The following is a 25,629-nucleotide window of genomic DNA, read 5'->3' as shown; positions in this document are numbered from 1 at the left end:
GAAAGGAGATAGATAAAATGAAACGGAAGTTAGTAATTCTTGGAAATGGAATGGTGGGTCATAGATTCGCCGAAAAAATCGCTGAGTACGGTGGAACAGAAAAATTTGAAGTAACTATTTTAGGTGAAGAACCTAGAAGAGCTTACGATCGAGTTCATCTTTCCGAGTACTTTACAAATAGATCCGCAGATTCTCTTTATCTTTCTCCTTCCGATTGGTATAGAACCAATGGGATCCGCTTATTACTTTCTGAACCTGCGATCTCAGTTGATACAGTTTCTAGAAAAGTAACTACTTCTGCCGGAACTGAATTACCTTTTGATGAATTGGTAATTGCTACAGGTTCTTCTGCTTTTGTTCCCAATTTTGAAGGTGTAGATAAACAAGGAGTTTTTGTTTATCGTACAATTGAAGATCTAGAAAAGATCATGTCTTACGCTAAACAAGTTTCCAAAGTTGCTGTACTTGGTGGCGGTTTATTAGGTTTAGAAGCAGCTAAAGCAGTATTAGACATGGGAAAGGAAAGCCATGTAGTTGAATTCGCATCACGTTTGATGCCTAGGCAATTGGATGAGGCCGCTTCTTCCGTTCTAAAATCTAAGATAGAATCCTTAGGCGTTCGCATTCATTTAAACAAAGAAACCAAACAAGCATTAGGTGATTCTAGTTTCCAAGGTCTCGAATTCGTAGATGGTTCCGTTTTAGATGTGGAGATGTTGATTGTATCCGCAGGGATCCGGCCAAGAGATGAACTGGCAAAAAATTCTGGAATAGAGGTTGGACAAAGAGGCGGGGTAATCGTAGACGACGAGCTAAGAACAAATGTCTACGGAGTTTATGCAATCGGAGAAGTTGCACTTCATAAAGGAATGATCTACGGACTTGTGGCTCCAGGTTATGAAATGGCGGAAATACTCGCTTATAATCTTTGTAGTCCTGGACAAAAAACAAAATCTTATGCAGGTTCGGATCTTTCTACAAAACTTAAATTGATCGGAGTAGATGTTGCTTCTTTCGGAGATGCTTTAGGTCAAACGGAACATCTTCCTATCGCTTATACGAATCCACGCACTGGTGTGTATAAAAAATTAGTTCTTTCTCCTGATGGTAAAAAACTGAAAGGAGGAATACTTGTAGGAGATGCAGATGCATATTCTACCCTTCTCACTCTTTACTTAAATAACGTAGAACTTCCTGCTGAACCTGAATCCTTAATTGTAGGAACTCCATCAGAAGAAGGTTCTGCATTCGGGTCCCTTCCAGATGATGCAAAGATCTGTTCTTGTAATAACGTTTCTAAAGGGGATCTTTTAGGGGCGATCCGTTCAGGTGCTTGTTCTGATCTGAAAGGATTGAAAGAATGTACCAAATCTGGAACTGGTTGTGGTGGTTGTATCCCTCAGATGAATTCCATCCTGAAGGAAGAACTTCGCGCACAAGGTAAAGTGGTTACTGAACATGTATGTGAACATTTTAAATATTCAAGACAAGAGTTGTTCCAAATTGCAAAGGTAAAAGGTATCCGCAGTTTCGAAGAGATGATCCGCACTCACGGAATGGGAAATGGATGTGAGTCTTGTAAACCTACTGTGGCTTCTATCATCGCAAGTATTTACAACGAACCGATCCAAAAACACAGAGAGATCCAAGATACCAATGATAAGTATCTTGCAAACATCCAAAGAGGTGGAACTTACTCTGTTGTTCCTCGTATTCCTGGCGGAGAGATCACTCCAGATAAGTTAATCGTGATCGGTCAGATCGCGAAAAAGTATGATTTATACTGCAAGATCACTGGTGGTCAAAGGATAGATCTACTTGGTGCAAGAATGGATCAACTTCCTGATATCTGGAAAGATCTAGTAGAAGAAGGTTTCGAAAGCGGACATGCCTACGGTAAAGCGATGCGAACCGTTAAAAGTTGTGTGGGTTCCACATGGTGTAGATACGGAGTCCAAGATAGTACTGCATTTGCAATTCGTATCGAAGAAAGATATAGAGGGATCAGAGCTCCTCATAAATTAAAATCAGCAGTCTCTGGTTGTATCAGAGAATGTGCAGAAGCAAGAGGTAAAGACTTCGGTATCATCGCTACTGAAAAAGGTTGGAACCTGTATGTTGGCGGAAACGGAGGAGTGAATCCTAAACACGCGATCCTTCTCGCTGCTGATTTGGATGAAGAAACCTGCGTTAAATACATCGACAGGTTCATGATGTTCTATATTAGAACTGCGGATAAACTTGTAAGGACTTCTGCTTGGTTGGAACAATTAGAAGGCGGAATAGAATATCTGAAAGATGTGATCATCAATGACAGACTTGGTATCAACAAGATGTTAGAAGAAGAAATGGACAATCTTGTTGGAACCTATGTTTGCGAATGGAAAGATGTAGTAGATGATCCTGAAAAACAAAAAAGATATAAACATTTCATAAACAGCGAAGATGCCGACCCAACTATAAAATTCATCGAAGAAAGAGGACAAAAACGTCCAGTAGATTGGCCTAAAAAAGAATTGGTTTCGAACTAGGAGATAAAAATGAATACAACTACAAAAGAACCTGTTTGGATACCCGTTAGTACAGTCAGTGAATTTCCGGAAGATGGCGGAGTCTGCGCAAAAGTTTACGGAGAACAAATCGCGATCTTTCATTTCAGTTCTAGAAACGAATGGTTTGCGTGTGAAAACAAATGTCCTCATACAGGAGACATGGTTTTAGCAAGAGGAATGATCGGTGATTCTCAAGGAGAACCTAAAGTTGCATGTCCAATGCATAAAAAATCTTTCTCTCTTAGAACCGGTGCTTGTATCAGCGGAGAAGAATATTCCATAAAAACATTTCCTGTTCATATTGAAGACGGAACAGTTTATATCGGGATCGAAAGCCCGGAAACTCAGGGTTAAGATCATGAACTCTTCCGCAGGAAAAGTATATATAGTAGGTGCCGGTCCGGGAAATCCGGACCTTCTTACAGTTCGTGCAGTAAAACTTTTAAGAAAAGCAGATGTAGTTTTATATGATGATCTAGTTTCTGCGGGAGTTCTAAAATACTGCAAAAAGTCCGCGGTCTTAGAATACGTAGGAAAAAGGATCGGACAACATAGCTGCCTTCAAACAGAGATTAATCAAAAATTAGGTGAATATGCTAAACAATATTCTAATATAGTTCGTTTGAAAGGTGGTGATCCTTCTATTTACGGAAGAGCCGGAGAAGAAATAGAACATCTTGCTTCCCTCGGAATTGAATGTGAAATTTTAGCTGGAGTTACAACTGCTTCCGGAGCTGCTTCTAGTTTGGGAATTCCACTCACTCACAGAGAATATGCAAGAGAAATACTTTTCTTATCTGGCCATAAGAAGACTGGCAAAAACCCAGAAAGTTTCGAAGACCTAAATTTAGAGGGTAAAACAGTTTTGGTCTATATGGGATTGAACAGTTTGGAAAGTATCCGTGATAATTTATTAGATTCCGGAAACTCTGGCTCCACTCCTATGGCATTCATAGAGAACGCTACCCTTCCTAACCAAAGACTGGTTTTAGCAAATCTAGATACTTGTTTGGACAAAGCAGAAGAATTCCAGATCAAGACGCCAGCGTTGTTAATATTCGGAGAAATCGTAAACTTTTATATCGAACTGCAAAGGTTAAAAGAAGAAGGTAGGATCTCCTACTGCTAAGGAAAACTACTCGCAGTTTTCCTTAGCAGAATTATATTGATTCCTGCGGATTCCCGCTAAGAGGAAGCATGAACGATATTACCGGAAAGAAAACAACTCTTAGAACTGCCCAAGCAGAAGGTTTTGTATTCTGCAAACCGGAAACCATTATTAGGATCAAAGAAAATACTCTTCCTAAGGGAGATCTTTTCGGAGTAGCGAAGGCAGCTGCACTTCTCGGTTCTAAAAAAACTTCGGAGCTAATTCCTCATTGTCATCCTGTTTCTATTGATTCATTCCAAATAGAATTCGAAATTATTTCCGATAAAAATGCAGTCCGAATTTTAACCACTGCAAAATCGATCGGAAAAACAGGCATAGAGATGGAGGCGCTTACAGGTGTAAGTGTAGCTTCATTAGTGATTTATGATTTACTAAAACCTATAGATAAAGAACTAGAAATTTCTTCTATTCGTCTTTTGGAGAAGAAGGGTGGAAAAACGGATTCTCAGATCACAAAATTTGCAGCAGGTTCCAAAGCAGGAATTCTGGTTTGTTCCGATTCTACTTTCCAAGGAAAAAGAGAAGATGGTTCCGGAAAAGCAATCTTAAGCCTATTAAAAGAACATGATGTAGAAACTATTAAATCAGAAATCCTTCCTGATGAGCCTGAACAAATAAGAAATACAATATTAGAATGGTCTAAACTAGGATTAGACCTTATCGTTACAACAGGCGGAACAGGACTCGGGCCAAGAGATAATACTCCTGAAGCAATAAAAGGGATCTTAGAGCAAGAAATTCCTGGAATCGCAGAAGCAATGAGATCTTTCGGCCAAGACAGAACTCCTTTTGCAATGTTATCCAGATCTATTGCAGGCAAAATTGGTAAAACGTTAATAGTATCCGTCCCAGGAAGCACGAATGGTGCTACTGAAAGTTTACAGGCAATTCTTCCTGCAGTATTCCATGCAAAAAAAATGATGAGAGGAGAAGGACATTGATCTCCGTCCAAGAGGCGCTCACACTCGTAGAATCTTCTGCGAGTGTGTCTTCTCCCGAAAATACAAATCTAGAAAATTCTCTTGGTAAAGTGCTAAGAGAAAAGATCCATTCGGATAGAGATTATCCGCCTTTTCATAGGGCAACTATGGATGGATTTGCTTTAAAATCAGAAGGTTTTTCGGAAGATCGAATTTATTCCTATACTAGAGAATTACATGCAGGAGAATCATTCCGATTAGAAAGCGGAGAAGAAACAATCCGCATCATGACAGGAGCCCCGGTCCCAGAAGGTTTCGATCTGGTTATAAAGATAGAAGATTCCGAAGATTTAGGAATTTCTAATGGAAAGAAACAAGTCCGCTTTAAGACTGAAAAATCCAGCTCCTTCTCCAATATAGCAATTCAAGGAGAAGATCTAAAAATAAACCAAGAAATCTTAAACGAAGGAACATTGATCAACGCTTCTGTTCTTTCTTTGCTTTCTTCCTTAGGAAAATATTCCATTCAAACTTCTAAACTTCCTAGAGTAAGAGTGATCTCCACCGGAAACGAGATCGTAGGTCCTGGCGAAATTCCAAAACCTTGGCAGATCAGAGATTCTAATTCTTATTCTATCAGATCTCTATTACAAAAATATGGTATAAGCCCTTTATCTGTTACTCGCGCGGGTGATGATCCCATTCTTCTCGAAAAAGCAGTGAAAGAAGGTTTGGATTCTGATCTTCTCATTCTCTCCGGCGGAGTTTCCATGGGAAACCTAGACTTAGTTCCTAAAATTTTGGAAACTTCTGGAGTGAAGGAAGTTTTTCATAAGGTAAGGATCAAACCTGGAAAACCAATTTGGTTTGGTAAGAAGAATAAGCAGGCAGTCTTTGGCCTGCCTGGGAATCCTTTTAGCGTTCAGGTTTGTTTTAGGATTTTTGTAGAAGCATATATACGAAAATTTTTAGGACTTTCTTCAGAGAAACCAATCTGTTTGCCTTTTGCCGGAGAAAGAAAAAAGAAAAATAAACTGACTGAGTTCTTTCCGGTTTCATATGAGACCAAAGTCCAAACCTTTTTATCTGAAAAGAAGTTTAACGGAAGCGGAGATATTCGTGCAGGAATTTTTTCAGACGGTCTCGGAGTCCAATTCTCAGAAACAGAAAACCTGGAAGAAGGAGATCTGTTGGAATTCTATCCTTGGAGCTAATCCAGATTGACGCAGAGCACCTCATCGATTGAAATAAGACTGTAGATTATCTCAAAAACGATTTGTAGGAACTCCTACATCGGAGGTCAGTATGAGCTCGAAGAAAAAAATCGCTGTCGCTAAGGGAGATGGGATCGGTCCGGAAATTATGGACGCCACTCTCAAGATCTTAGAAGCGGCTGGCGCAAGTATCGAACCTGTCTTTATAGATATCGGAGAGCAAGTCTACAAAAAAGGCCATAGTGCGGGAATAGAACCTGCGTCTTGGGACATTCTACGCGACACAAAAGTATTTTTTAAAGCTCCAATCACTACTCCTCAAGGAGGTGGTTACAAAAGTTTGAACGTAACCGTTCGAACTACTTTAGGTTTATTCGCAAACGTTAGACCTTGTATTTCACTTTATCCTTATGTAGATACAAAACATCATAAGTTAGACGTTGTTATTGTAAGAGAAAATGAAGAAGACCTTTATACTGGGATAGAACACAAACAAACTTCAGACACTGTTCAATGTTTAAAATTAATTTCAAGACCAGGTTCTGAAAAGATCATCCGTTACGCTTTTGAATACGCAAAAGCATATGGCAGAAAAAAAGTAACCGCAATGGTAAAAGACAATATCATGAAACAATCAGATGGATTGTTCCATGATATCTTCAAAGAAATTGCAAAAGAATATCCTGATCTAGAAGCGGCCAGTGAGATCATAGATATTGGAGCTGCTCACTTAGCAGAAAGACCTCAGGTTTACGATGTTGTTGTAACATTAAATTTATATGGAGATATCATCTCTGATATAGTCGCTCAGGTTGCAGGTTCTGTTGGTATGGCTGGATCCGCAAACATTGGAGAAGTTGTCTCTATGTTCGAAGCAATCCACGGTTCTGCTCCTGACATCGCAGGAAAAAATATCGCAAACCCAAGCGGACTTATTAACGCAGCGGTTATGATGTTAGTACATTTAGGACAACCTGATATCGCAGCTAAAATCCAAAACGCTTGGTTACTCACTATCGAAGAAGGAATTCACACTGGAGATATTTATAAAGCAGGTGTAAGCCGTATCAAAGTTGGTACAAAAGAATTTGGAGAAGCAGTCATCGGAAACCTAGGACATCTTCCAGAAAAGTTCAAACCAATCTCTTTTGGAAAAGCAAAGGCGATCCATATCCCAGAATACAAAAGAAAAGCTCTTCAAAAAGAACTAGTGGGTGTGGATGTATTTTTAGATTGGGCACCGGGAACTTCTGAAGAACTTGCTAAAAAACTAAGCGCAATCTCCGGAGATCTAAAACTCAGAATGATCACGAATAGAGGTGTAAAAGTTTATCCCAATGGTGCTCCTGAAACTTTTTTAACAGATCATTGGAGATGTAGATTCGTAAATCCAGAAACCCCAGATGCTGAATCAGGAGATGGTTTTATTAAGATACAATCTGAACAAATCGCAAAACTATTACTTAGAATTTCAGAAGCAGGATTGGACAGTATCCAAACGGACAATTTGTATAAATTCGAAGGAAAAAGAGCATTTTCCTTAGGTGGTGGAGAATAAATTAAGCTTGGTTCGTTAAGATTTTTTTAAATGAATCCAAAGACACAGGCTTGATTATATAATCTTTTACTAATGGAATTTCTTTGGCTCTTCTTAGATCGGAATCATCTACGGAAGAGCTAACCATATAAATTTCTGGTTTTTTGCTGAGGGTATTCACGAAGTTTGCATACTCATCCAAAAACTGCCAGCCATCCATAAAAGGCATATTAATATCTAAAAATATAAAGTCGGGAATGATATCCGGCTCGCTTTGGTGCTCTCTTAAAAAGCTGATCGCACCTTCTCCGTCTGGAAATACTTTTAAACTTTCGACAGCACCGGTCTTTTCGATAGTTCTTTTAGCGATCTCAACAAAGATCGCGTCGTCATCTACGAGTAAAAGTTTCTGTTTTTTAGATAGCGAATTCATTTGCTTTTGAAAGGTGAATGATAAATTTCGTACCCTGTCCAGGAGTACTTTCCACATGGATTTCTCCACCCAAAGATTCGATTTGGTTTTTGGTCATAAACAGACCCAAACCTCTTCCGTCCGTGTTTCGGTGAAATCTTTTGTGTAATTTAAAAATTTGATCCCCATGTTTATTTAAGTCAATTCCTAAACCGTTATCCTGCACTTCCAAAACATGATTTCCGTGAGACCAATATGTCCTAAATCGGATCACCGGATGAGGGGATTCGCATCTATATTTCAAAGAATTAGAAAGTAGGTTTAAGAATATACTCTCCAAATAGACTGGGGGGTAGACAATTGAAGGAGATTCCGAAAAATCTGCAATGATTTCGGCATCACATTCCAATATTTGGCCTAAAAACATGGCCTTTACTCTAGAAAATACAGATTCGAATAGAATTTCTTCTGAAACAACCTTTGGACTTTGTCTTATTTTAATAACTTCAACGATTTCGTTTAATGTTGTAAGTAATTGGTCAGAGGTTGTCTTGAGATAGTCCATGTACTCGACTCTCTCTTCTTCCGTTTCCGCCTCTTCTAAAAACTTTACCAGTGTGGAGATATTCCCGATCGGAGATCTCATATTATGGGACACAATCTGGTTAAATTCTTCTAGCTGTGAGATCCTTTCTTTTAAATGAGTACCTACTGATCTGAGTCTTGCATTTTTTTCTCTTAGGATATTTTCTAAGATCCGTTTGCGAGAGATATCTTGGATCTGAGATACGATAAACATCAGTTCTCCAGAATCTTTTCTAACTGCAACTCCAGTGATAAACACCCAGACTATATGTCCTTTTCTGTGGATATATCTTTTTGCGAATTGAGCACTGTCTCTCTCTCCATCGATAATTTTACGAAATGCTTCCGCACCTATATTTAGATCTTCAGGATAAGTAACGTCTTGGAAAGATTTAAAAAGAAGTTCATCAGGTTCGTATCCTATCATCTTAGCGAAGGATTGATTGAGTTCTAAAAAGTGCCCGTTCTTATCTAATAGAATGATCCCATTACCGGAACTATGAAATGCTTCCGAAAATTTTTTCTCACTTAAGCGGATCTCTTCTTCTACCAATTTAGAAAGAGTGATGTCCTGCATCGCACCGTATACTCCTACGATCCTTCCTTCAGAATATGCAGGCTTACCTTGTGTGCGAACCCAAATCACTCTTCCAGTTTCTGTGACCATCCTATGTTCTACAGAGTAAGTCTCTCCTTTTTGATAGACTCGTAAGTTATTCTCCCTTAACTTTTCCATGTCCTCTGCATAAGAATATTTTTGATAAACAGTATCTCTATCAATTCCGAGAGAAGGATCTCTTTCCAAGATCCTATAAATTTCAGAAGACCAATACAAATTGCCTGTTTCAATATTGGATTCCCAAGCTCCTACTTTTGCGAGTTCAGCCATGATAGATGAAAATTTTTTTTCCTGCTGCAAACTCTCCGTTAGTCGTACTTGATCGGTAACATCTCTAGAAGTTGTATTTAAATGAGTGACCTTGCCTTCTTTATTTTTAATTGGCTGGGTCAAGGTTTGGAACCAAACATAGTCACCATTCTTCTTTAAAAAACGGTATTGAGTGGCGACTGTAGGTCTTCCCTCTTTTGCAGGATTATGAGAATCTGTTAGAATTCGTTCTCTGTCGTCAGGATGGATAAAATCATAAGGATTACGACCCAACATTTCTTCCGGTTTAAAACCAGTAAGAATTTCAATAGCAGGATTTACATAAATATAGATCCCTTCTGGGTCGTGTAAACAGATCAGTTCTCGACTGGTTTCGATTAAGATCTGGTACAAATCTTGGTCTTGATCCAATTTGATTTTTTCCTGACCCTGTCTTTCTTCCATAAACTGCAAGAACTTGCTCTACTAACTAATACATATAAAGACGACTTATACGAGTACATTGCGAATAAAAAAGGTCCAAAAACCCTAAAATCTAAAGGATTTCTTTCTACAACGTAAACTGATCTAAGATTTTAAATTTCACCCAGAACTAAACCTTTTGTCCTAGAACGAGTGATCTACTTTTGGGGAATCGGTTCCGAATGAGGAACCATTTTTCGCGTGAGTTTTATCTCTTTTAAAAGAATTAAAAAGAGGAAAGTGAATTAGAAAAACGTAATTCGATTAATAGGAGGAGTTTTCCGATCTATATAAGCCCGAAAAACTTCAGGCTTGTTTATTCTCCGTCGTCTCCGATCGCTTCTACTGGACAGATTTCCATAGCTTTGCGAGCGGCAACCGCTTCTTCAGGAGTGGCAGGCTGTTTATGGAAATATACCTTAGACTCATCGTCGGTATATTTCAAAAGTTTAGGTGCCTCTTCCAAGCAATCGTTACAAGGCACACAGCTATTATCAATATAGAATTTGCCCGGAACGTTTTCCGGAACTTTGTCATTCTTATCTGCCATGATTACTAAGGATTATCGAACGTTTGGAACGTCAAGTTGGTTTTCTGTATAGAACCGGGTAGGATAGGATTGACAAGTCCAAGAATCGAAGGAAAACACTGCAATGGCAAATTCAGCCCCGCGTTTATCTCGCAGAACATTTTTGAGACTGGGACTCGCCGGTTCAGGAGCTCTAGTACTTGGGGGATCGATTTGTATCTTAAACAGATCTTCCAAACAACTACCTAAGACACTGTTCTTCTCTGAATCAGAATTAGAAACCTTAGCAGCATTATCAGAAGTCATCTTACCAGCTGCTAACGCTCCAACGTATAAAGAAGCAAAGGTATTGGAAAGATTAGATGAAGAATTTTATTTCGTAGATCCATTCTTATCAGATGATTTTAAAACTTTAATCATGGTTTTAGAATATCTTCCATTCTTTCATTGGAAGTTTTCTCGATTCTCAAAACTTTCCTTAGAATCCAGAAGAAAGTTTTTATCCGAATTAAATCATTCTGACTCAGACACTGTAAGAGCTGTTTGGGCAAATTTAAGAATGCCAATTTTCTTAATGTATTATGGACATGAATCTACTTTTAAAACGATTTCGTATGACGGACCTTTTATGAATCCTCCTGAAAAATTAAGCGAGTCCAGGATCTATTATCGCAAACTAGTAGGAGGTTCCGATGTCGGGTAAAATATACGAATGGAAAAATTTAGGCGAATCCAAAGAGATCCGCACAGAAGTTTTAGTCATCGGAACAGGTTGTGGTGGCGCAACTGTAGCTTATGAACTAGCTAAGGCGGGGAAGAAGGTAACCTTAATTGAAGAAGGAGGTTACTACCACACTGGATCATTCGATAATCATGAATTGAATATGGCCGGAAAAGTTTCTGCAGAAAGAAATATGGCCACCACAGCTGATGGAACAGTAAACATAGTTTATGGAAAAAATGTGGGCGGCGCCTCTGTTCACTACTGGGCTGATAGTTATAGAACTCCTAAAGATAGATTAGAGCTTTGGAAGGACAAATTTGGGGTATTAGGTCACGGGGCAGAAGATCTAGAACCTTTTTGGAAAGAGTTAGACGACACACTGAATGTCCATCCTGCCAAAGAAGAAAATTATAATAGAATGAACCAATTGGTTCGTAAAGCTTCCAAAGAATTAGGTTGGGAAGGAAATCCAGTCCCGCAAGCACGTAAGAACTGCCAAAAGTCCGGGCATTGTATGCAAGGTTGTATGTTCGGAGCAAAACAAAGCCAACTAATCACTCATATTCCAATGGCAATGGCATTAGGAGCAGATCTTTACGCAGACACTAAAGCGTTAGAATTGGAATTTGAAGGGGATAAGGTTGTCGGACTAGAGGCAGTTGTAATAGACAGACCTTCTCAAAAAGAATCCGACGTGAAATTACGTTTTAAAGCGGACACAGTTGTAGTCGCAGCAGGAGGATTTGGAAGTTCTACCTTCCTTCTTAAAAACGGATTGAAAAGAAAGTTACCGGCATTAGGAGAATTTTTAGCAATCAATCCTTCTCCATTTGTTCACGCTCTCTATAAAGAATCTATTATACAATGGAGAAATATTCCTTCTGCTTATGGTGTAGAAGAATTTAGACTGGCACGTTATGCGGGAGGAATATATAGAGAAGGCGGATATCTCATTATGGCAAACCAATTACAGCCAGGTGCGATAGGCGCACTTGTCCCAGGATTCGGAGAAGAACATTTCGAGATCATGAAAGAACTTCCTAGACTAGGAGGAACAATAGGTTGGATAGACGATCCAGATTCTGAATTAGGAAGAATAGAAATTAAGTCAGGTGGTAAAAGAGAAGTTCAATACAGTTTCGGACCACTTACTAAAGAAATACTCAAAGATTGTATTCGCAAACAGGTCATCCTGAACTTTAAAGCAGGCGCATACAAAGTTATTCTTCCAGATCTGAAAAGAACCGTATTAACTAAACCGGAAGAAGTAAGCGTTGTAAATTCACTTCCATTAACTCCTGCTTCTATGGCGATGGCTGCTCCTCATCCTGCAGGAGGATGCAGAATGGGATTGGATCCCAAAACTTCAGTTGTGGATTGGAAACATAAGGTACATGGAATTTCGAATTTATATGTAAGCGATTCCAGTGTGTTTCCCACTGCGGTTTCTGTGGATCCAAGCTATACGATCATGGCCTTCTCCAAAAGAGCTGCCCAATTTATTTCAGAGAAGAAGTCCTAAGTCTATGCTCGGAACTTTTGGGTCGAATCTCCTTGACCGGACCGCTCCCTGGAAAAACATCGTAATCGCAACCAAGAACCGGAGAGGTGTCCGAGCGGTTTATGGTACTTGCTTGGAAAGCAAGCGTAGGGTAACACCTACCGGGGGTTCGAATCCCCCCCTCTCCGCCAGTTCTTGTTTCCAGTGGATCTAATATGGAACCGCTAGGTAAAACATTTCTTTGGATCGGGGCATTCTTCCTGATTATTGGAGCCATCATCCTTTTCGGCTCCAAACTTCCATTTATTTCTTCTCTTGGTAATCTACCTGGAGACTTCAAGATCGAAAGAGAAAATTTCAAATTCTATTTTCCTTTTGCAACTTCCATTCTGATCAGCATCGGACTTTCACTTCTTCTGTATCTTTGGAACAGATTTATACATTAAGAAAAACGTATGGATCAGGGAAACATTCCTCGCTTTAGCGATAGATTCGAATTCGTTCCAGGAGAGAATGATCTATATTCTCTTTTAGAATCTTTTAAAAAATCAGGAGAAGATTGGATCGATCTTACTATTTCCAATCCTACAAAAGTAGGACTTGTTTATCCAAGAGAAGCTATACTACATTCACTGGAAAAACCGGAAAGTCTGGAATATGATCCTGATCCGAAAGGAACTTTGATCGCCAGAAAATCTATCGCCGGTTATTATAAAGAGAAAGGTCATACAATCTCAGAAGAAGATCTATTTTTAACATCTTCTTCCTCCGAAGCGTATTCCTATTTAATAAAGTTATTATGTAATCCAGGAGAAGAAGTTCTCATCCCTTCTCCCGGTTATCCACTTTTCGAATTTTTATCCCTACTAGATGGAGCAGAATTTAATTCTTACAAATTAGATCAAAACGAAAATTGGAAAATAGATTTTGAAGATTTAAATTCTAAGATCACTCATAAAACTAAAATCCTATTCTTAGTTTCCCCAAATAATCCAACAGGAAATTTACTCACCGGGAGTGAATTCGAAAAACTAAAAGCCATTTCTAAAACCAAAGGAATAGCATTGGTTCTAGATGAAGTATTCTCAGATTATCTTCACAAAGAAAATCTTCATCAAATCGACTTTTTTCATACTGATATCCCCGTATTTGTAGTAAATGGAGTCTCTAAGATACTTGCACTTCCTCAAATGAAACTTTCCTGGATCCATGTCGGAGGTCCCACTAGCTGGAAAAAAGAATGCAAAGAAAGATTAGAGATCATTGCAGATACTTATCTTTCTGTAGGAACTCCAATACAACTCGCACTTCATGAATTATTCCAATGGAGAAATATGATCCAAAGCCAAGTGCTTAGAAGAATAAACAGAAATCTTCAGGTTCTAGAAAGTTACTATTCTTCTCATCCAGGAATCACTTACACATCTCCCAAAGGAGGATGGTATGCTGTGTTACAATCTCCATCCTTCTTAAACGACGAGGAATTCTCCTTTAGATTATTAGAAAAAGAGAAAGTGCTCGTTCACCCAGGTTCCATGTTCGGATTCGAAGAAGCTTCAGGATATATAGTGATCAGTTTAATCTCTGAAACTGAATTGTTTCAATCAGGACTCGAAAGAATATCCGCGCTATTATAGCAGCGCTTTTTGCACGAAACTTTTGTATTGTTTCGGAGTAAGACCTGTCGCCTTCTTAAACTCCACATTAAAAGAAGTTTTAGAACCAAAACCTACTGCAAATGCAATATTTAAAATATTATCTTCAGTATCGTTTTTCAGAAGAAGTTTAGCCTCTTCTATCCTTTTGGAATTTAAATAAGCAGCAAATCCCATCCCAAGCCTGGAATTCAGAAGTTCTGACAATTGGTGAGTGCTTAGTCCGATCTTAGAAGCGAGCATCTGGATAGTAACTTCTTCCTCTGCGAATAATTTCTCCGTGCTCATGAGATGTTCCAAAGCATTCAGAGATTCATCCACATCCAAGCCTGAAATCTTAGAACGAGCGTATCTAGGCTTATTTATAAAACCGCTTAAAGTTTCGACTAGGCTATTCTTCTCTTCTAAATTCTGAGAATATTTTTGGATAATATTATAAAGAAGAATTAGAAGGTCCGCTGGAAAGAAAAGAGGAACTGCATATACGGTAAAAAATCCGTATTCTAAAATCCCAATATAGTAAAAAATACTAATATAACCGAAAGTAAGATATAATCCCCAAGAAACCAAAAACAGATTTAATTTACGATTTCCCCTTCTTCTCAAATAAATTCCCGCGATCAATATCATAGGAATAGAAATAGAATATATAATTTCATTGGTCAAAGTCAGATACGCAATCGTATCCATCGTAAAAATGAGTGGAAGTGTCAGACCCAGAATAACTGAAAAAAAGAATAAGATCCGGTCCACCCAAGGCAGAAATGTTTCTGTTTCCAAAAACTTTCTAATGAATTGGAATCCGAAAATACCTCCCAAATTAAAGAAAAAATAATTCACTTTTTCGGTCCAAAGGGGGGAATCTTCCCAAAAAAGCTCTATCGCATTTCCGTAATTTACATCGTATGAGGCTCCCATACAAAAAGCGTAGCAAGTATATAGTAGAAATTCTTTATATTCTGTTGCTCTATAATACAATAAAGCAACGAGGATTAGCATCCCATATAAGCAGGCAGAAAGAGAAAATACTCCTGTTTCAAGAGCAAGATTCGCTCGGACACCAGCCTCATCCATGATATCAATTGGGAATGACATAATGGATTCTGATTTGATCCGAACTATAAATTCTTTTTCTTCTCCTGGCTCCCCTTGCAAGAGTAAGGTTGGATAAAGAACATTCTTCACAGGCCAATTACTTTTTGATAATGTATCTCCGACTCTTTGTATAGGAGTTACCCCATTTGGGGTATACAATTCTGCTAAATCATGGGCCTTCCAACGAAGTACGAAGTAAAGATTTTCACGAATTTCTTCGCGAAATCTAATTCGGAATTTTAACCAATACGATCTTTTAGAAAAATTGAAATTTAGAGCGTTTGATCTAATTTTTTTCCATCCATTATTTTGATTCGATGGAGGAGGAATATTTTCGGTATAGGTTTTTTCCCAAAAATAAAGTTCGGGCGTAATGTTTTTATTATGTTCGTTTGCTTTTAGAATGAACGGAAGTTCTTTGGCGAAGATGGAACCGAAACTCGAAATAAGAACGAGAAGAAAAAACGAAATTCGGATCATGCGTTAAAAAACATTTTTTCATAATTCAATTAGGTGCAAACAAAAAACGTTCATGTATATAATTCCGAACGATTTTCGATCCTAATTAGTATATTATTGAAATGTTACTCTCCAGTATGAGTTATCACTTAACTCATATACGTTAACTGGAGTTTACATCAACGCCATTACGGCGTTTTCTATTCGCCTTGCCTCGGACGAGTTTAATCCGCTTGTCCGAATAATTTTCAGGCCCGCTTTTGCGGGCCTTTTTTTATCTATTTCTAAAAATTCTTCCAAAATCCAGTCACACTGGATCTGCAAATTCGATCCTATTATGCGAAATCAAAAAAGGATATTTACATGCATCCAAACGAAGAAAAAATCAGAGACTTTTATAAAAGTTTTCATTCTAGAAACTCTGCAAGTATTGCGGACTTTTATTCACAAGACGTTGAATTTTCAGATCCAGTATTTCCTAAATTAAAAGGTGGAGCCGTATCTGGTATGTGGTCAATGCTCTTAGAAAGAATGGATCCGAATGCAACTATTGAACTAGTAGAAGCAAACGCTGGCGCTGACACAGGAACAGCATACTGGGTGGCAACATATCTGTTTTCAAAAACAGGACGAAAGGTCGAAAACCATATCAAATCCGAATTCCAATTTAAAAACGGAAAAGTAGTTAAACAAAAGGATAGATTTCCTCTCTGGAAATGGACCAGAATGGCTTTAGGCGCTCCTGGAGTTCTTTTAGGATGGTCACCTTTAGTCCAAGGAAAGGTGAGATCAGAAGCCGCCAGAAATTTGGAACATTATCTTAGGAAAAAAGGGATCAAAGCTTAGAATGGAAAAATCCGTAACGATACAAGACGAGTTTACGGATACGATCCGAATCGCTCTAGAGGGCAGACCTAGAGCGATGGAAGATCTTTTGGAAAAGATCCAAGACTATATCTTTAATCTTTCTTTAAGAATGTTATGGGATCCTCAAGAAGCAGAAGACGCAACCCAAGAGATCTTGTTCAAAATTTCTAATAAACTTTCTGGATTTAGATTCGAGAGTAAGTTTACTACTTGGGTTTATTCTATCGCGAGCAATCATCTTCTTACAATCAAAAGGCCTAAGAACATTGTCTATTTAAGTAGAATACGACAAGAATATCTTTCTAAACCGAATTCAATTTCTTTAGAAGACCAAGTAGAAGACAAAATTTTAGAAGAAGAGATCAGATTCGGTTGTGTACATGCAGTTTTATTAAAATTGAATTCCGCTGATAGGATAGTATTTGTTCTGTCTTCCGTTTACGGCATGAGCAGCGAAGAAGGGGCAGAAATTTTAAGTATCAGTTCCGAAAACTTCCGCCAAAAACTTTCTAGATCCAAAAAGAAACTGTCTGAATTTTTATCCAAAGAATGCGGGATGTGGATCGATAATAATAAAGCATGTCCTTGTATAGGATTATCAGGACATCTTTTAAATAGAAACCGAGATAATGTTTCCTTCTTTACTGAACTGAAAAAACTAAAAAAGAAAAATCCTAGTTTAGAAGATTCTAAAGTATTGGGACATTTAAAAGAGTTAGATCGACTTGCCTGGATCTATAAAAGCCAAGGAATTTACGAAACTCCCAAGGAAATTTTAGAAAAACTGCGACCTTCTTCTTAATGTTTCCAGAATACTCGGAAAATTACTGAGCTTCTGTCCAGTCTTTTGGCTTAGTTAAACCTAGGCGCACAAAATCTCTTAAGAATCCTCTGTATCGAGTAAGAACTTCACTCTTATTATGTTCGGCCGGCCTAAATATTCCCTTTTTGGAAAATAATTTCATAGGCTCTTCTTTGATATCGGACCAAGTACCTACTTCTAATGTTAAAGGTAGAAATTTAGAATTCCAATTCTCTTGTTCAGAATATAATTCTTGGTAATGATCGTAAAATTTATCCCAAAGATCTCCATGAGTCGTATAACTCGCACTCTGAGGACCATAAGAAAAATTAATATGACCACAATGATCTTTAAAGTGAGAAGCTATCTTTTCATACAAAGCAGTATCTGTGCAAGGCCTATGAGTATAAGCATATGGCCACCAAACATTGTCCACAGTCCCAAAGCCGGAATGTAGATCTAGAACAGGCAGAATAGAATCTTGTACATGAAAGAACCGTTCGAAAACAGTTCTGGAAAGTGTTCTGGACTCTGGCTCCAATCCATGTCCTCTAAAATAAGGAAGTTTATTAGAGAACTTTTGGCCTCCAAAGAATGGAAGTGGTTTCTCTGCATCTATCCCTGAGTTCCTCATTAGGTCCACTCCGCCAGGATTTGATCTGGTTTTTGCGGCTACTCCCCCGGGATTTACAATTGGAATAACAATTAATCCTAATTTACCTTTTTTTAATTCAGGCAAAAAACCAGTGGATTTTGGATTAATAATATATTCTAAAAAATCAATTAAGATCTGGATACCAATGGTTTCCAATCCATGGACACCTGCAGTAATACCAACAGGATGTTTTTCTAGACCTTCTTTGGTCCCTATTTCCAAACTATAGATCGGAAAACGGAAACCTTCGTTGGTTCTTCTAGAAAAACCTGCTTGGTTGATTTTTACGAGTTTACCGCCCAGCTTTGCTATCCTGAGCAATCTTTTCTCGTATCGATTTAGTCTTTTGATACCTCTGAGCAAGGTTTGCCTCCGAAAATTCAGATCGTATCTTTAGTCCACGGTTGGGTTAAAAACCCGGGTCTTTTATAAGACCTTTATTTTTTTACTCTTTAGAGTTTTGAAGATTTTGTAACCATTTACAATCTTCTGAAAGTTCAGATACTCCTTTTTTGATCAAAGAGCAATCTGCTTCCGTTGCTGCTTTCAAACAAGAAATAGTCCTGCTTATAACCAATTTAGGTTCTTGTGCAGCCAATGTATACACTTTGGATTCTTTAAATTTTTCTAAACAAAAATCCTTTCTTAATCTTTTTTCCAAAATTGCTTCAGAGTCAGGATTTAAGGTCTTCATGTCGCCATCAGCACATTGTCTAACCTTCTCACAATACTTGGAAACCCATGCGAACCCGCTTGAATTCTCCACTCCGTCCTGATCTATTTTCCAAATAGATTCCACTGCAGCTGGAGCTTTTTTCTTTTTGGAACAACCAAATGAGAAGAATGCTCCCATCAATATGAGGACCAATCCGAAAGGAATTAAAGTTTTATTTATTTTAGATACCATTCCTTATTCTTCCTTACCTCGTTTACGAATGATGATTTCTATTCTTTCTTGAGAAGCTTTTACTTCTGGGCTTGGACCTTCTTCCGGTCCTAACTTTCTAAATCCATGATATGCTTGGACTGAAAGTCTTTCTCTGGAGATCCCATACTTTTCAGCCAACGTCTCTGCGATCAAACCTGCACGATGAGCATTATATTCCCAGATATTTCTGAAACCTTGGCCTGCTTGTTCCGCGTAAGGAACCTGGACTCTTAATGTGATGTCCACATCCATACCTTGCGCGACCTCTGCTACTTTTTTGAAAGTAAAGTCGGTGTCCTCATCAGGATGAAATTCACCCTCTCCCAAGGATGGCGCGAATACTTGGATACGGATCTCTTCTGTTTCGTTAATGCCTATGAATAATTTCGTTTTCTCTTTCAGCTTTTTTAAAGCATAAGAGATCCTTTCCCAGAAGCGAAACATTTGGGTCCTTGGTTGTAATAAAGGGTCCTCTTCTAATGTGATATTAGAGCCTTCAAAAAAAGATTCTCCTAAACCAAATCCACCTCTAACCAAGTCGGCAACTTGTTTTAATTTGTTTTGGTCTACTTGGGAAATAGAATATAAAATAATAAAAAGTCCAAGAAGAAGTGTGATCATATCCGCATACGTTAAAAGCCATCTGTCCCGGTTCTCATCTCCGGCTTCGACAGGCTTTCTGTATCTCGAAAAACGTGATCTTCCGTTCAAGCAGACGGCTCCTTAGGTTGCTTTCCATTTAAGAAGGCAGACTCTAGATATTGCGACTCTCTTCTCTCTACTTGCTCGATAAAGGAAACAAAAATTTCAGGGGATACGGGTAAAACTGCGTTATATGCCTTCTCCACTGAATCGAATAAAAGAGAAACACCTAATAGACCTGCCATAAATCTAGCAGGTCGGATTAGATAAGCAGAGATAGGTTTATGCGCTAATTCATAGAATGTCCTAAGATTATGAAGAACGATCTCTAACTGCTTTTCTCTTTCTTCTTTATGACCGTACGCTTTATATAGATCGTCGTATTCTTCTCTAGAAAGTTTTTTGCCATCCCAATCTCTTTGGATAAGTAACTGAGCCATTTCTGAATCGAGATGATCTGTTAGATTGTTTAACTCGATCAGAGTTTCTAGGTTAGCCCTGGTGGTTTCTTTCATCATACCTTTTACTTTTTGGTATGTGTCCAAGGCAAGATGCATCCAAGCTTCTTTGCCATCCAGGTTGTAAATGGTTTCGAAAAAATACTCTACCATAGAAATCGTTTCTTCTAGATGAAAATAGTCCGCGTAAAATTTGCGGAATCTTTCCACCTGAGCTCGAACCACCTCTATCTTGGCATGTTTAAGTTTATGTTCTTCGAAACTACTCACTATATTATCCGATTATTATTTGGACTTTCCTCTAGGAACCAAAGGTAGAGGATAACTTTTGAAACCTTGCTGATCTATCTCCGTTTTTACAGAACTATAATCGGTCGGAAGATTGATCGTATCTCTATAAGATTTAGAACTAGAACGGATCAGTAAATTAGGAACACCATCTTCTGCTGGAGTGTATTTGAAACGAACTCCGTACTTATGATTTCTTGCCCAACCTTCTTTCGTAATTTCTAATAAAGGAACTTTGGAGTTGATATATTTTTTCTCGAAAGAATATACAGAAGATCCAGGAGAATAATATCTTAATCCTTCTTTACCAGAATCTATTTCCACTTTTCCACCCTGAGGAAAAGAAAGAGTAATATAAGTAGTTCCTGAATAAGATCCTCTGTTCTTAAACCAGATCACTACTTCGGATGCTACATCCTTTTTCCACTCAGAAGGAGCTTCTATACTTAATAAACCTGGAGCAGCAACACTCGGAACATCTGGGACTAATTCCCATCCGTTGAAATTAAAATTCTGAGCGTAAGTGCGATTGTTCGGAAAGATGGTAAGATTTTTTTCTTCTTTATTATAAGAAAAATCGATACGTTTTGATTTTGCTAAAAACTGGTGATCTTTTAAAGAAGCGAGTCCATCTAAAATTTTCTCACCCTTACGGATCACATAAGGGACCGAAAAAAGACCTAAAGGAGGTTCTTCACTTAAGACTTCTAAAAAGAGAGAATTGAAAGAATCTCCAGGAAGTTCTTCCATTAGAATTCTTTTAATTACATAACCGGATTCTTTTGCATTTTCATCTTCTCCTGCTTTCCAAGAAGAAGTTTTAGGATCATGGATGAACGGCCCGATGTTCAAAAGATTAAAACCTATCTTGGACTGGAGTGCCCATTCTCCGTTTTGTTTTTTAAAAACTGCGAGAATCTCTTCGGTTCCGTTACGGACCAAGGAGAAAACTTCCAGGTCAGGATCCTCGTCCAGATTTCCCAATTTTTTAAGGACCACGTCCGGGCTTTTTTCTTCGGACTCTGGAATGGTTAAGGAAATGATCTTGGAATCGGATGGTGTTTTTGAATTACAAGCGATGAGAAGAATGAATACTGAAAAAAGGATCAGTACTCGGAAAAAAGAAACGAAACGAAACATATTCTGTACTACAGCTTCTTTCCAAGAAAAGCAGATGTCTATCGATTTCCTAGCTCCTAACTAGCCTCCATACCGAACACATTTTTTACGATCCTTGCATTTGTAGTACCATCGTATTCGTCTGAATAAGCTCCCAAAGCCTCTGCAAACTCAGTAGATAATCCTGCCTTGGTCCTGAGTTCAGGAAAGTATAAGAATCCCTTTGCCCTTCTGGGAGTGAATGGGTGAGTCAAATATTCCAGATACTTCTCCCATTGTTGGTCTTGGGATATCCCGTCTGAGAATACTACCTTAACTCCCCTTTTTACATGCCTGATCTCATCATCATGAACAATCTGCATGATATCTGCTCTTTTTTGATCTCCGAATTTTTCGAAAGCCTTTTGGTAGATCATAGAAAAATCCAAATTGGCTCCTTCGAAAGTTAAAGCCATGACTGCAAAAAACTTTTGGACAGTTTGCATATTAGGAGTTTGTTTCCAGAAAATATAATTGAGAGGACGATCTCCTAGATCCATTCCCCATTCTCTGATAGAATCCAAATAAAGCCTAAGATGTTTTTGTTCTTCCAAAATCGTTTTGTATAAACTTTTACGAACAGAAGAAGGGGCATTCTGAAATTTTAATATGGCCCAGGCAAATATCTCAACTGCCATAAGCTCATGATTTGCAAAATGATGAAGAGAAAGTATTCTATTCTCCTCGGAATTCAAATGTTCTACCCGAGGCATTTTTGATTTTTTATCTGAGAAAATTATCTTAGAAGATCTTTCTGGCCTATCTTTAGGAACAAAATTTGCCCAAAGAATATCTTCCGGCATTTTTTCAGGAGAATATAATTTATCTTCTAAATTGGGAGAACTTAAAAGAAATTGAGCGTATTCGTTTAAAGTCAAAGCGAGTGTTTTTTAGAATCGAATGCTAATTCGATAATAGAGCCACGGATACTGGAATCAGTAGGATCAGAGGAAATTTTTCCTTCTTTGCAGTGATACATGATCTTCACTGAGTCCATTAAAGATTGCATGATGAGTAAACCTTTACCCAAGTTTCTATGCTGGGTAAGTTTTCCTCTATTCGGAAGCACCTCACATTTACCTTCTTGGTAGGTTTTTACTTTTTTCAAGAATTCTTGGAGAGAAGAAGGTTTAACTTCTGCGACCTGCTCTTCTATTTTTTCTTTTTTAAGACCGGAACCATAGTCCACGATCCATAAGGTAAATTTAGAATTATCTACGATCCATCTACAGATGATCGTTTCTTCAGAACTAGAATTATAATTTGCGGAGATAGAGTTTGTGAGTGCCTCGTCTGCGGCGAGCTCAATCTGCTGGATATCTTTAGAGATAAAGGTATTCTCTTCTAGGGATTGACGAAGTGCTCTTCTGAACTCCCGAATGCTAGCTAAGTCAGGAGGCAGGAACATAACGTACGAACCCGAATGATGCCTAACCAAAAGTGAATCGGCCGTATCCCTCATTTCTTATCTGAGAAGTCCTCTTGTATATTAATACAGACCGAAAGGGGGGTTTTGCAACAAAAATCCCCTGAAAAAATCCTAAGGTAAAGAAATTCCTACTTGTACCGAGATTTTCTCTATTCGTTTGAGTAGCTTTTCCTTCCCTAAGAGAGGGAATAGGATAGGTAACTCGAGTCCGTGAGCTTTTCCTGTAGCGGAGACTCGGATCGGCATAAATAGGGTCTTTCCCTTTTGGCCGGTCTGCTCTCCCGCTTGGGTCATTAAAGCCTTATAATCTTCATCGGTTTTAGGGTCCGACTTTTTTAATAATTCGTAAAATGTACTAACCACTTTTGGAGAAAATTCTTGGGCCAAAATCTCTTTCGCTTCTCCATCCTCTACTTTCAGATCGGATACGAAAAATTCTGCGATATAGTCAGGTGCCTGGCGTAAATTATCTAGATAAACCCTAACGCTATCCACTAGGGAATGTAATTCCTTGTTTTTTGGATCTCTGTATTCTGCCGGAATATCCGTTCTGTTTTCCAGAAATGGAGCAAGACTATCTGCGACCTTTTGGATCGGAAGTTCTCTAATATATTTATTCGAAAGCCAATTCAATTTGGACTTAGGATTCATCGCTTCTGCGATTTGATCTAGGCTGGAGAAGTTAGTCGCTACTTCTTCATCCCCACCTTTTGGTTTTCTGAATACATCAAAAGTAGATGGTGATTTAGAACAACGATGTACATCGAATGTTTTAGGAAGAATATCGCCTGGCAGATATTCCTGACCATCTGGAGAAGTCCAACCAAGTAGAGCCATATAATTTAAGAATGTCTCAGGAAGATAACCTAAATCACGAAATGCTAATATAGAAGTAGCTCCCGCACGTTTGGATAATTTTTTACCGTCCATTCCCACGATCTCAGAAGCGTGAGCAAACTCAGGAACAGGAAATCCCAAAGCCTCATAGATAAGAATTTGACGAGGTGTATTAGAAAGGTGCCCCACTCCACGGATCACATGAGAAATTTTCATGAGACCATCATCTACAACCACAGCGTAGTTATAAGAAGGGAACCCGTCTGATTTTACAATGATGAAGTCACCGATCAATTTTGTTTCGAACTTCACTTTTCCTTGGATGATATCATCGAAGATCAAAGTTTTAGAAGGAGTTTTAAAACGAACAGAATACGGAGTTCCTGCTTTCAGTTTTTCCTGAACTTCTGATTCGCTCATGTTCGCATGAAGTCCGTCGTATACGTACGGAACTCCCATTGCCTCAGCCTGTTTTTTCTTCGCTTCTAGTTCTTCTTGGGTACAGAAGCAGCGGTAGGCTTTTCCTTCAGAGATTAACTTTTCAGTATGTTCTTTATAGATTGAGATCCTTTCGGATTGTACATAAGGACCGTAAGGACCTCCTACATGAGGACCTTCATCCCATTCTATTCCTAACCATTTTAGGGATTCAAGGATGGTTTTAAAAGATTCTTCGGTGGATCTGGCTTGATCCGTATCTTCTACCCTTAGTAAAAATTTTCCGCCTTGGGATTTGGCGTATAAGTAATTGAATAAAGCGGTTCTAGCTCCGCCCACATGAAGAAAACCGGTAGGTGATGGTGCGAACCTGGTTCTAACTTCCTTATTTTCTGGCATTGTCGTAATCTTTTAAGAGGATGATTGGATAGTTCTTCAAATCGGCCAAGGCAGTAAACGGAATATTATTCGCAGCATCATAAAAATGCATGGATACGAGTTCATCCTTTCTCTTCTGTTTCCATTGGGATACATTCTTAGAAGATAATAGATCTTCAGGAAGAATTCCCCAAGCCCAACGATATTCACCTTCTTCTCTGAATGTCCAAACAGGAAGTCTACCTTCTATCAAATTTACATACTGGAAGATTTGGTTCCTATAATCGTAGTCTGCGTATGGAAAACTTCTGCCACCTGGGCTTGTATAATCAGTGCTCAAACTGGTCCGGCTATTACGAACATTTTCCCAATTCAATTCTACATTTTTACCTAAACTTCTGTATTCTTTGGCGACCCATACAATTCCTGATTGGGAAAAATTATATAGGATTCCCCAATCTGAAAGATTAAGTTGTTTAGGAGAAGAAACTTGCGGTCCGGATTTGAGACCTTCTCCTTCCCAACTCCAAGAAAGAGCGCCTTGCGGATAAAATGAAACTTGTTTAGGATTAGAATATTCTCCATCTTCTAATCTAGCCACGCCAGAGAATAAGGAAGCTCTAAAACTTAATTTAGGAAAAACGATCCCTTTCGGAAGAGAAGTATGGAAATCTTCCTTGGTTTCCCAAAGATCAACTTCGCCAGTCCAAATTTTTTCCTTAGATGCTTGGGTCTGTAATACTAAATATCTTAGGTGGCCAGGTTGATTTCGGAAAGATTCCGAACTTGGATGGATCGAACTAATATTAGAATAGATCCGAATACTCGGGAGGTCGGATACTAAAGGTTTTTCTTCAGTCCATTCCGTCAAAAGAGAACAGGACAAAGAAAAAAACAAATAGGTCAAACCTAGTAAGAAGAATGTTACTCTGAGATAAGATCGAGACTTCAGTTCCAAAAAAATACAGCCGGAAAAAGAGGATTTCTTGAAAAACTTTCCGTTTTCATCCGAATCTTCAAGGAAAAACCGGGAAATTTTCTTTC

25 protein-coding genes and 1 tRNA gene are annotated in these 25,629 nt (G+C 38.5%); 13 read left to right on the top strand and 13 right to left on the bottom strand.

Annotated features, from left to right (window positions below; genetic code table 11):
- Positions 1-17 precede the first annotated feature (17 nt).
- From nirB to EHQ52_RS08445, 6 genes are all read left to right on the top strand, one after another.
- Entirely contained in the window at positions 18-2,531 is a 2,514-nt protein-coding gene (gene nirB, locus EHQ52_RS08470) for a nitrite reductase large subunit NirB (protein ID WP_135614761.1), read from the top strand.
- A gap of 9 nt (positions 2,532-2,540) precedes the next feature.
- Positions 2,541-2,906 (top strand): nitrite reductase small subunit NirD, encoded by a 366-nt coding sequence (gene nirD / locus EHQ52_RS08465; protein WP_135614760.1) that lies wholly within the window; start codon positions 2,541-2,543, stop codon positions 2,904-2,906.
- 4 nt (positions 2,907-2,910) lie between these two features.
- Positions 2,911-3,681, top strand: a complete 771-nt coding sequence (gene cobA, locus EHQ52_RS08460) for a uroporphyrinogen-III C-methyltransferase (protein ID WP_135614759.1) — start codon at positions 2,911-2,913, stop codon at positions 3,679-3,681.
- Between the two features lie 68 nt (positions 3,682-3,749).
- The gene (gene moaCB / locus EHQ52_RS08455) at positions 3,750-4,664 is read left to right on the top strand and encodes a bifunctional molybdenum cofactor biosynthesis protein MoaC/MoaB (RefSeq protein ID WP_135614758.1); all 915 of its coding nucleotides are present in this window, start codon (positions 3,750-3,752) and stop codon (positions 4,662-4,664) included.
- On the top strand, positions 4,661-5,857 hold the full coding sequence (locus tag EHQ52_RS08450) for a molybdopterin molybdotransferase MoeA (protein WP_135614757.1): 1,197 nt from the start codon (positions 4,661-4,663) through the stop codon (positions 5,855-5,857). Before moaCB ends, EHQ52_RS08450 begins: the two co-directional genes overlap by 4 nt.
- 91 nt (positions 5,858-5,948) lie before the next feature.
- Positions 5,949-7,415: an NADP-dependent isocitrate dehydrogenase gene (locus tag EHQ52_RS08445; RefSeq protein WP_135614756.1), complete on the top strand. Its 1,467-nt coding sequence runs from the start codon at positions 5,949-5,951 to the stop codon at positions 7,413-7,415.
- Position 7,416: 1 nt separating this feature from the next.
- On the opposite strand, the gene EHQ52_RS08440 is transcribed toward EHQ52_RS08445, so the two are convergent.
- The 3 genes from EHQ52_RS08440 to EHQ52_RS08430 form a co-directional block, all read right to left on the bottom strand.
- Positions 7,417-7,827 (bottom strand): response regulator, encoded by a 411-nt coding sequence (locus EHQ52_RS08440; protein WP_135614755.1) that lies wholly within the window; start codon positions 7,825-7,827, stop codon positions 7,417-7,419.
- Positions 7,811-9,724: a PAS domain S-box protein gene (locus EHQ52_RS08435; protein ID WP_135614754.1), complete on the bottom strand. Its 1,914-nt coding sequence runs from the start codon at positions 9,722-9,724 to the stop codon at positions 7,811-7,813. The genes EHQ52_RS08440 and EHQ52_RS08435 overlap by 17 nt, the downstream gene beginning before the upstream one ends.
- Positions 9,725-10,058: 334 nt before the next feature.
- Positions 10,059-10,292, bottom strand: a complete 234-nt coding sequence (locus EHQ52_RS08430; protein ID WP_135614753.1) for a ferredoxin — start codon at positions 10,290-10,292, stop codon at positions 10,059-10,061.
- Positions 10,293-10,395: 103 nt separating this feature from the next.
- Between EHQ52_RS08430 and EHQ52_RS08425 the strand changes: the two genes are divergently transcribed.
- From EHQ52_RS08425 to EHQ52_RS08405, 5 genes are all read left to right on the top strand, one after another.
- On the top strand, positions 10,396-10,974 hold the full coding sequence (locus tag EHQ52_RS08425) for a gluconate 2-dehydrogenase subunit 3 family protein (RefSeq protein WP_135614752.1): 579 nt from the start codon (positions 10,396-10,398) through the stop codon (positions 10,972-10,974).
- On the top strand, positions 10,964-12,517 hold the full coding sequence (locus EHQ52_RS08420) for an FAD-dependent oxidoreductase (protein ID WP_135614751.1): 1,554 nt from the start codon (positions 10,964-10,966) through the stop codon (positions 12,515-12,517). The genes EHQ52_RS08425 and EHQ52_RS08420 overlap by 11 nt, the downstream gene beginning before the upstream one ends.
- A gap of 80 nt (positions 12,518-12,597) precedes the next feature.
- Positions 12,598-12,687, top strand: a tRNA-Ser gene (locus EHQ52_RS08415).
- 24 nt (positions 12,688-12,711) lie between these two features.
- Positions 12,712-12,942 (top strand): DUF2905 domain-containing protein, encoded by a 231-nt coding sequence (locus EHQ52_RS08410; protein WP_135614750.1) that lies wholly within the window; start codon positions 12,712-12,714, stop codon positions 12,940-12,942.
- Between the two features lie 9 nt (positions 12,943-12,951).
- Positions 12,952-14,133, top strand: a complete 1,182-nt coding sequence (locus EHQ52_RS08405) for a pyridoxal phosphate-dependent aminotransferase (protein WP_135614749.1) — start codon at positions 12,952-12,954, stop codon at positions 14,131-14,133.
- On the opposite strand, the gene EHQ52_RS08400 is transcribed toward EHQ52_RS08405, so the two are convergent.
- The gene (locus EHQ52_RS08400) at positions 14,128-15,726 is read right to left on the bottom strand and encodes a 7TM diverse intracellular signaling domain-containing protein (RefSeq protein WP_135614748.1); all 1,599 of its coding nucleotides are present in this window, start codon (positions 15,724-15,726) and stop codon (positions 14,128-14,130) included. The two genes, EHQ52_RS08405 and EHQ52_RS08400, sit on opposite strands and share 6 nt — an antisense overlap.
- Positions 15,727-16,068: 342 nt before the next feature.
- Here EHQ52_RS08400 and EHQ52_RS08395 point away from each other — a divergent pair, with 342 nt between their 5' ends.
- Together EHQ52_RS08395 and EHQ52_RS08390 are read left to right on the top strand one after the other, a co-directional pair.
- A complete protein-coding gene (locus EHQ52_RS08395; RefSeq protein WP_135614747.1) occupies positions 16,069-16,551 on the top strand; it encodes a nuclear transport factor 2 family protein in 483 nt (160 codons plus the stop codon).
- Position 16,552: 1 nt separating this feature from the next.
- Positions 16,553-17,374, top strand: a complete 822-nt coding sequence (locus tag EHQ52_RS08390; protein WP_135614746.1) for an RNA polymerase sigma factor — start codon at positions 16,553-16,555, stop codon at positions 17,372-17,374.
- A gap of 22 nt (positions 17,375-17,396) precedes the next feature.
- On the opposite strand, the gene EHQ52_RS08385 is transcribed toward EHQ52_RS08390, so the two are convergent.
- The 9 genes from EHQ52_RS08385 to EHQ52_RS08345 form a co-directional block, all read right to left on the bottom strand.
- Positions 17,397-18,392, bottom strand: coding sequence for a M14 family zinc carboxypeptidase (locus tag EHQ52_RS08385; protein ID WP_135614745.1), 996 nt, complete (start codon positions 18,390-18,392; stop codon positions 17,397-17,399).
- Positions 18,393-18,474: 82 nt separating this feature from the next.
- Positions 18,475-18,936 carry an LA_2478/LA_2722/LA_4182 family protein gene (locus tag EHQ52_RS08380; protein WP_135614744.1) on the bottom strand — a complete coding sequence of 154 codons (462 nt, stop codon included), beginning with the start codon at positions 18,934-18,936 and terminating at the stop codon, positions 18,475-18,477.
- Positions 18,937-18,939: 3 nt separating this feature from the next.
- Positions 18,940-19,668 carry a flagellar motor protein MotB gene (locus EHQ52_RS08375; protein ID WP_135614743.1) on the bottom strand — a complete coding sequence of 243 codons (729 nt, stop codon included), beginning with the start codon at positions 19,666-19,668 and terminating at the stop codon, positions 18,940-18,942.
- Entirely contained in the window at positions 19,665-20,327 is a 663-nt protein-coding gene (locus EHQ52_RS08370) for an FFLEELY motif protein (RefSeq protein WP_135614742.1), read from the bottom strand. Before EHQ52_RS08370 ends, EHQ52_RS08375 begins: the two co-directional genes overlap by 4 nt.
- A 15-nt stretch (positions 20,328-20,342) precedes the next feature.
- A complete protein-coding gene (locus EHQ52_RS08365; protein WP_135614741.1) occupies positions 20,343-21,485 on the bottom strand; it encodes an LIC13341 family surface-exposed protein in 1,143 nt (380 codons plus the stop codon).
- Positions 21,486-21,541: 56 nt separating this feature from the next.
- Complete coding sequence (locus tag EHQ52_RS08360) at positions 21,542-22,381, bottom strand: DUF455 family protein (RefSeq protein WP_135614740.1); 840 nt, start codon at positions 22,379-22,381, stop codon at positions 21,542-21,544.
- Positions 22,378-22,965, bottom strand: a complete 588-nt coding sequence (locus EHQ52_RS08355; RefSeq protein WP_208653462.1) for an ATP-binding protein — start codon at positions 22,963-22,965, stop codon at positions 22,378-22,380. Before EHQ52_RS08355 ends, EHQ52_RS08360 begins: the two co-directional genes overlap by 4 nt.
- 78 nt (positions 22,966-23,043) lie before the next feature.
- Complete coding sequence (gltX, locus tag EHQ52_RS08350) at positions 23,044-24,606, bottom strand: glutamate--tRNA ligase (RefSeq protein ID WP_135614739.1); 1,563 nt, start codon at positions 24,604-24,606, stop codon at positions 23,044-23,046.
- Entirely contained in the window at positions 24,593-25,543 is a 951-nt protein-coding gene (locus tag EHQ52_RS08345; RefSeq protein ID WP_135614738.1) for an LIC_13346 family putative lipoprotein, read from the bottom strand. The genes gltX and EHQ52_RS08345 overlap by 14 nt, the downstream gene beginning before the upstream one ends.
- Between the last annotated feature and the right edge of the window lie 86 nt (positions 25,544-25,629).

The organism is Leptospira koniambonensis, assembly GCF_004769555.1.
Taxonomy (GTDB): Bacteria; Spirochaetota; Leptospiria; order Leptospirales; family Leptospiraceae; genus Leptospira_B; species Leptospira_B koniambonensis.
The sequence above is the reverse complement of the archived record's forward strand: the minus strand, read 5'-3'. Positions and strand labels throughout refer to the sequence as shown.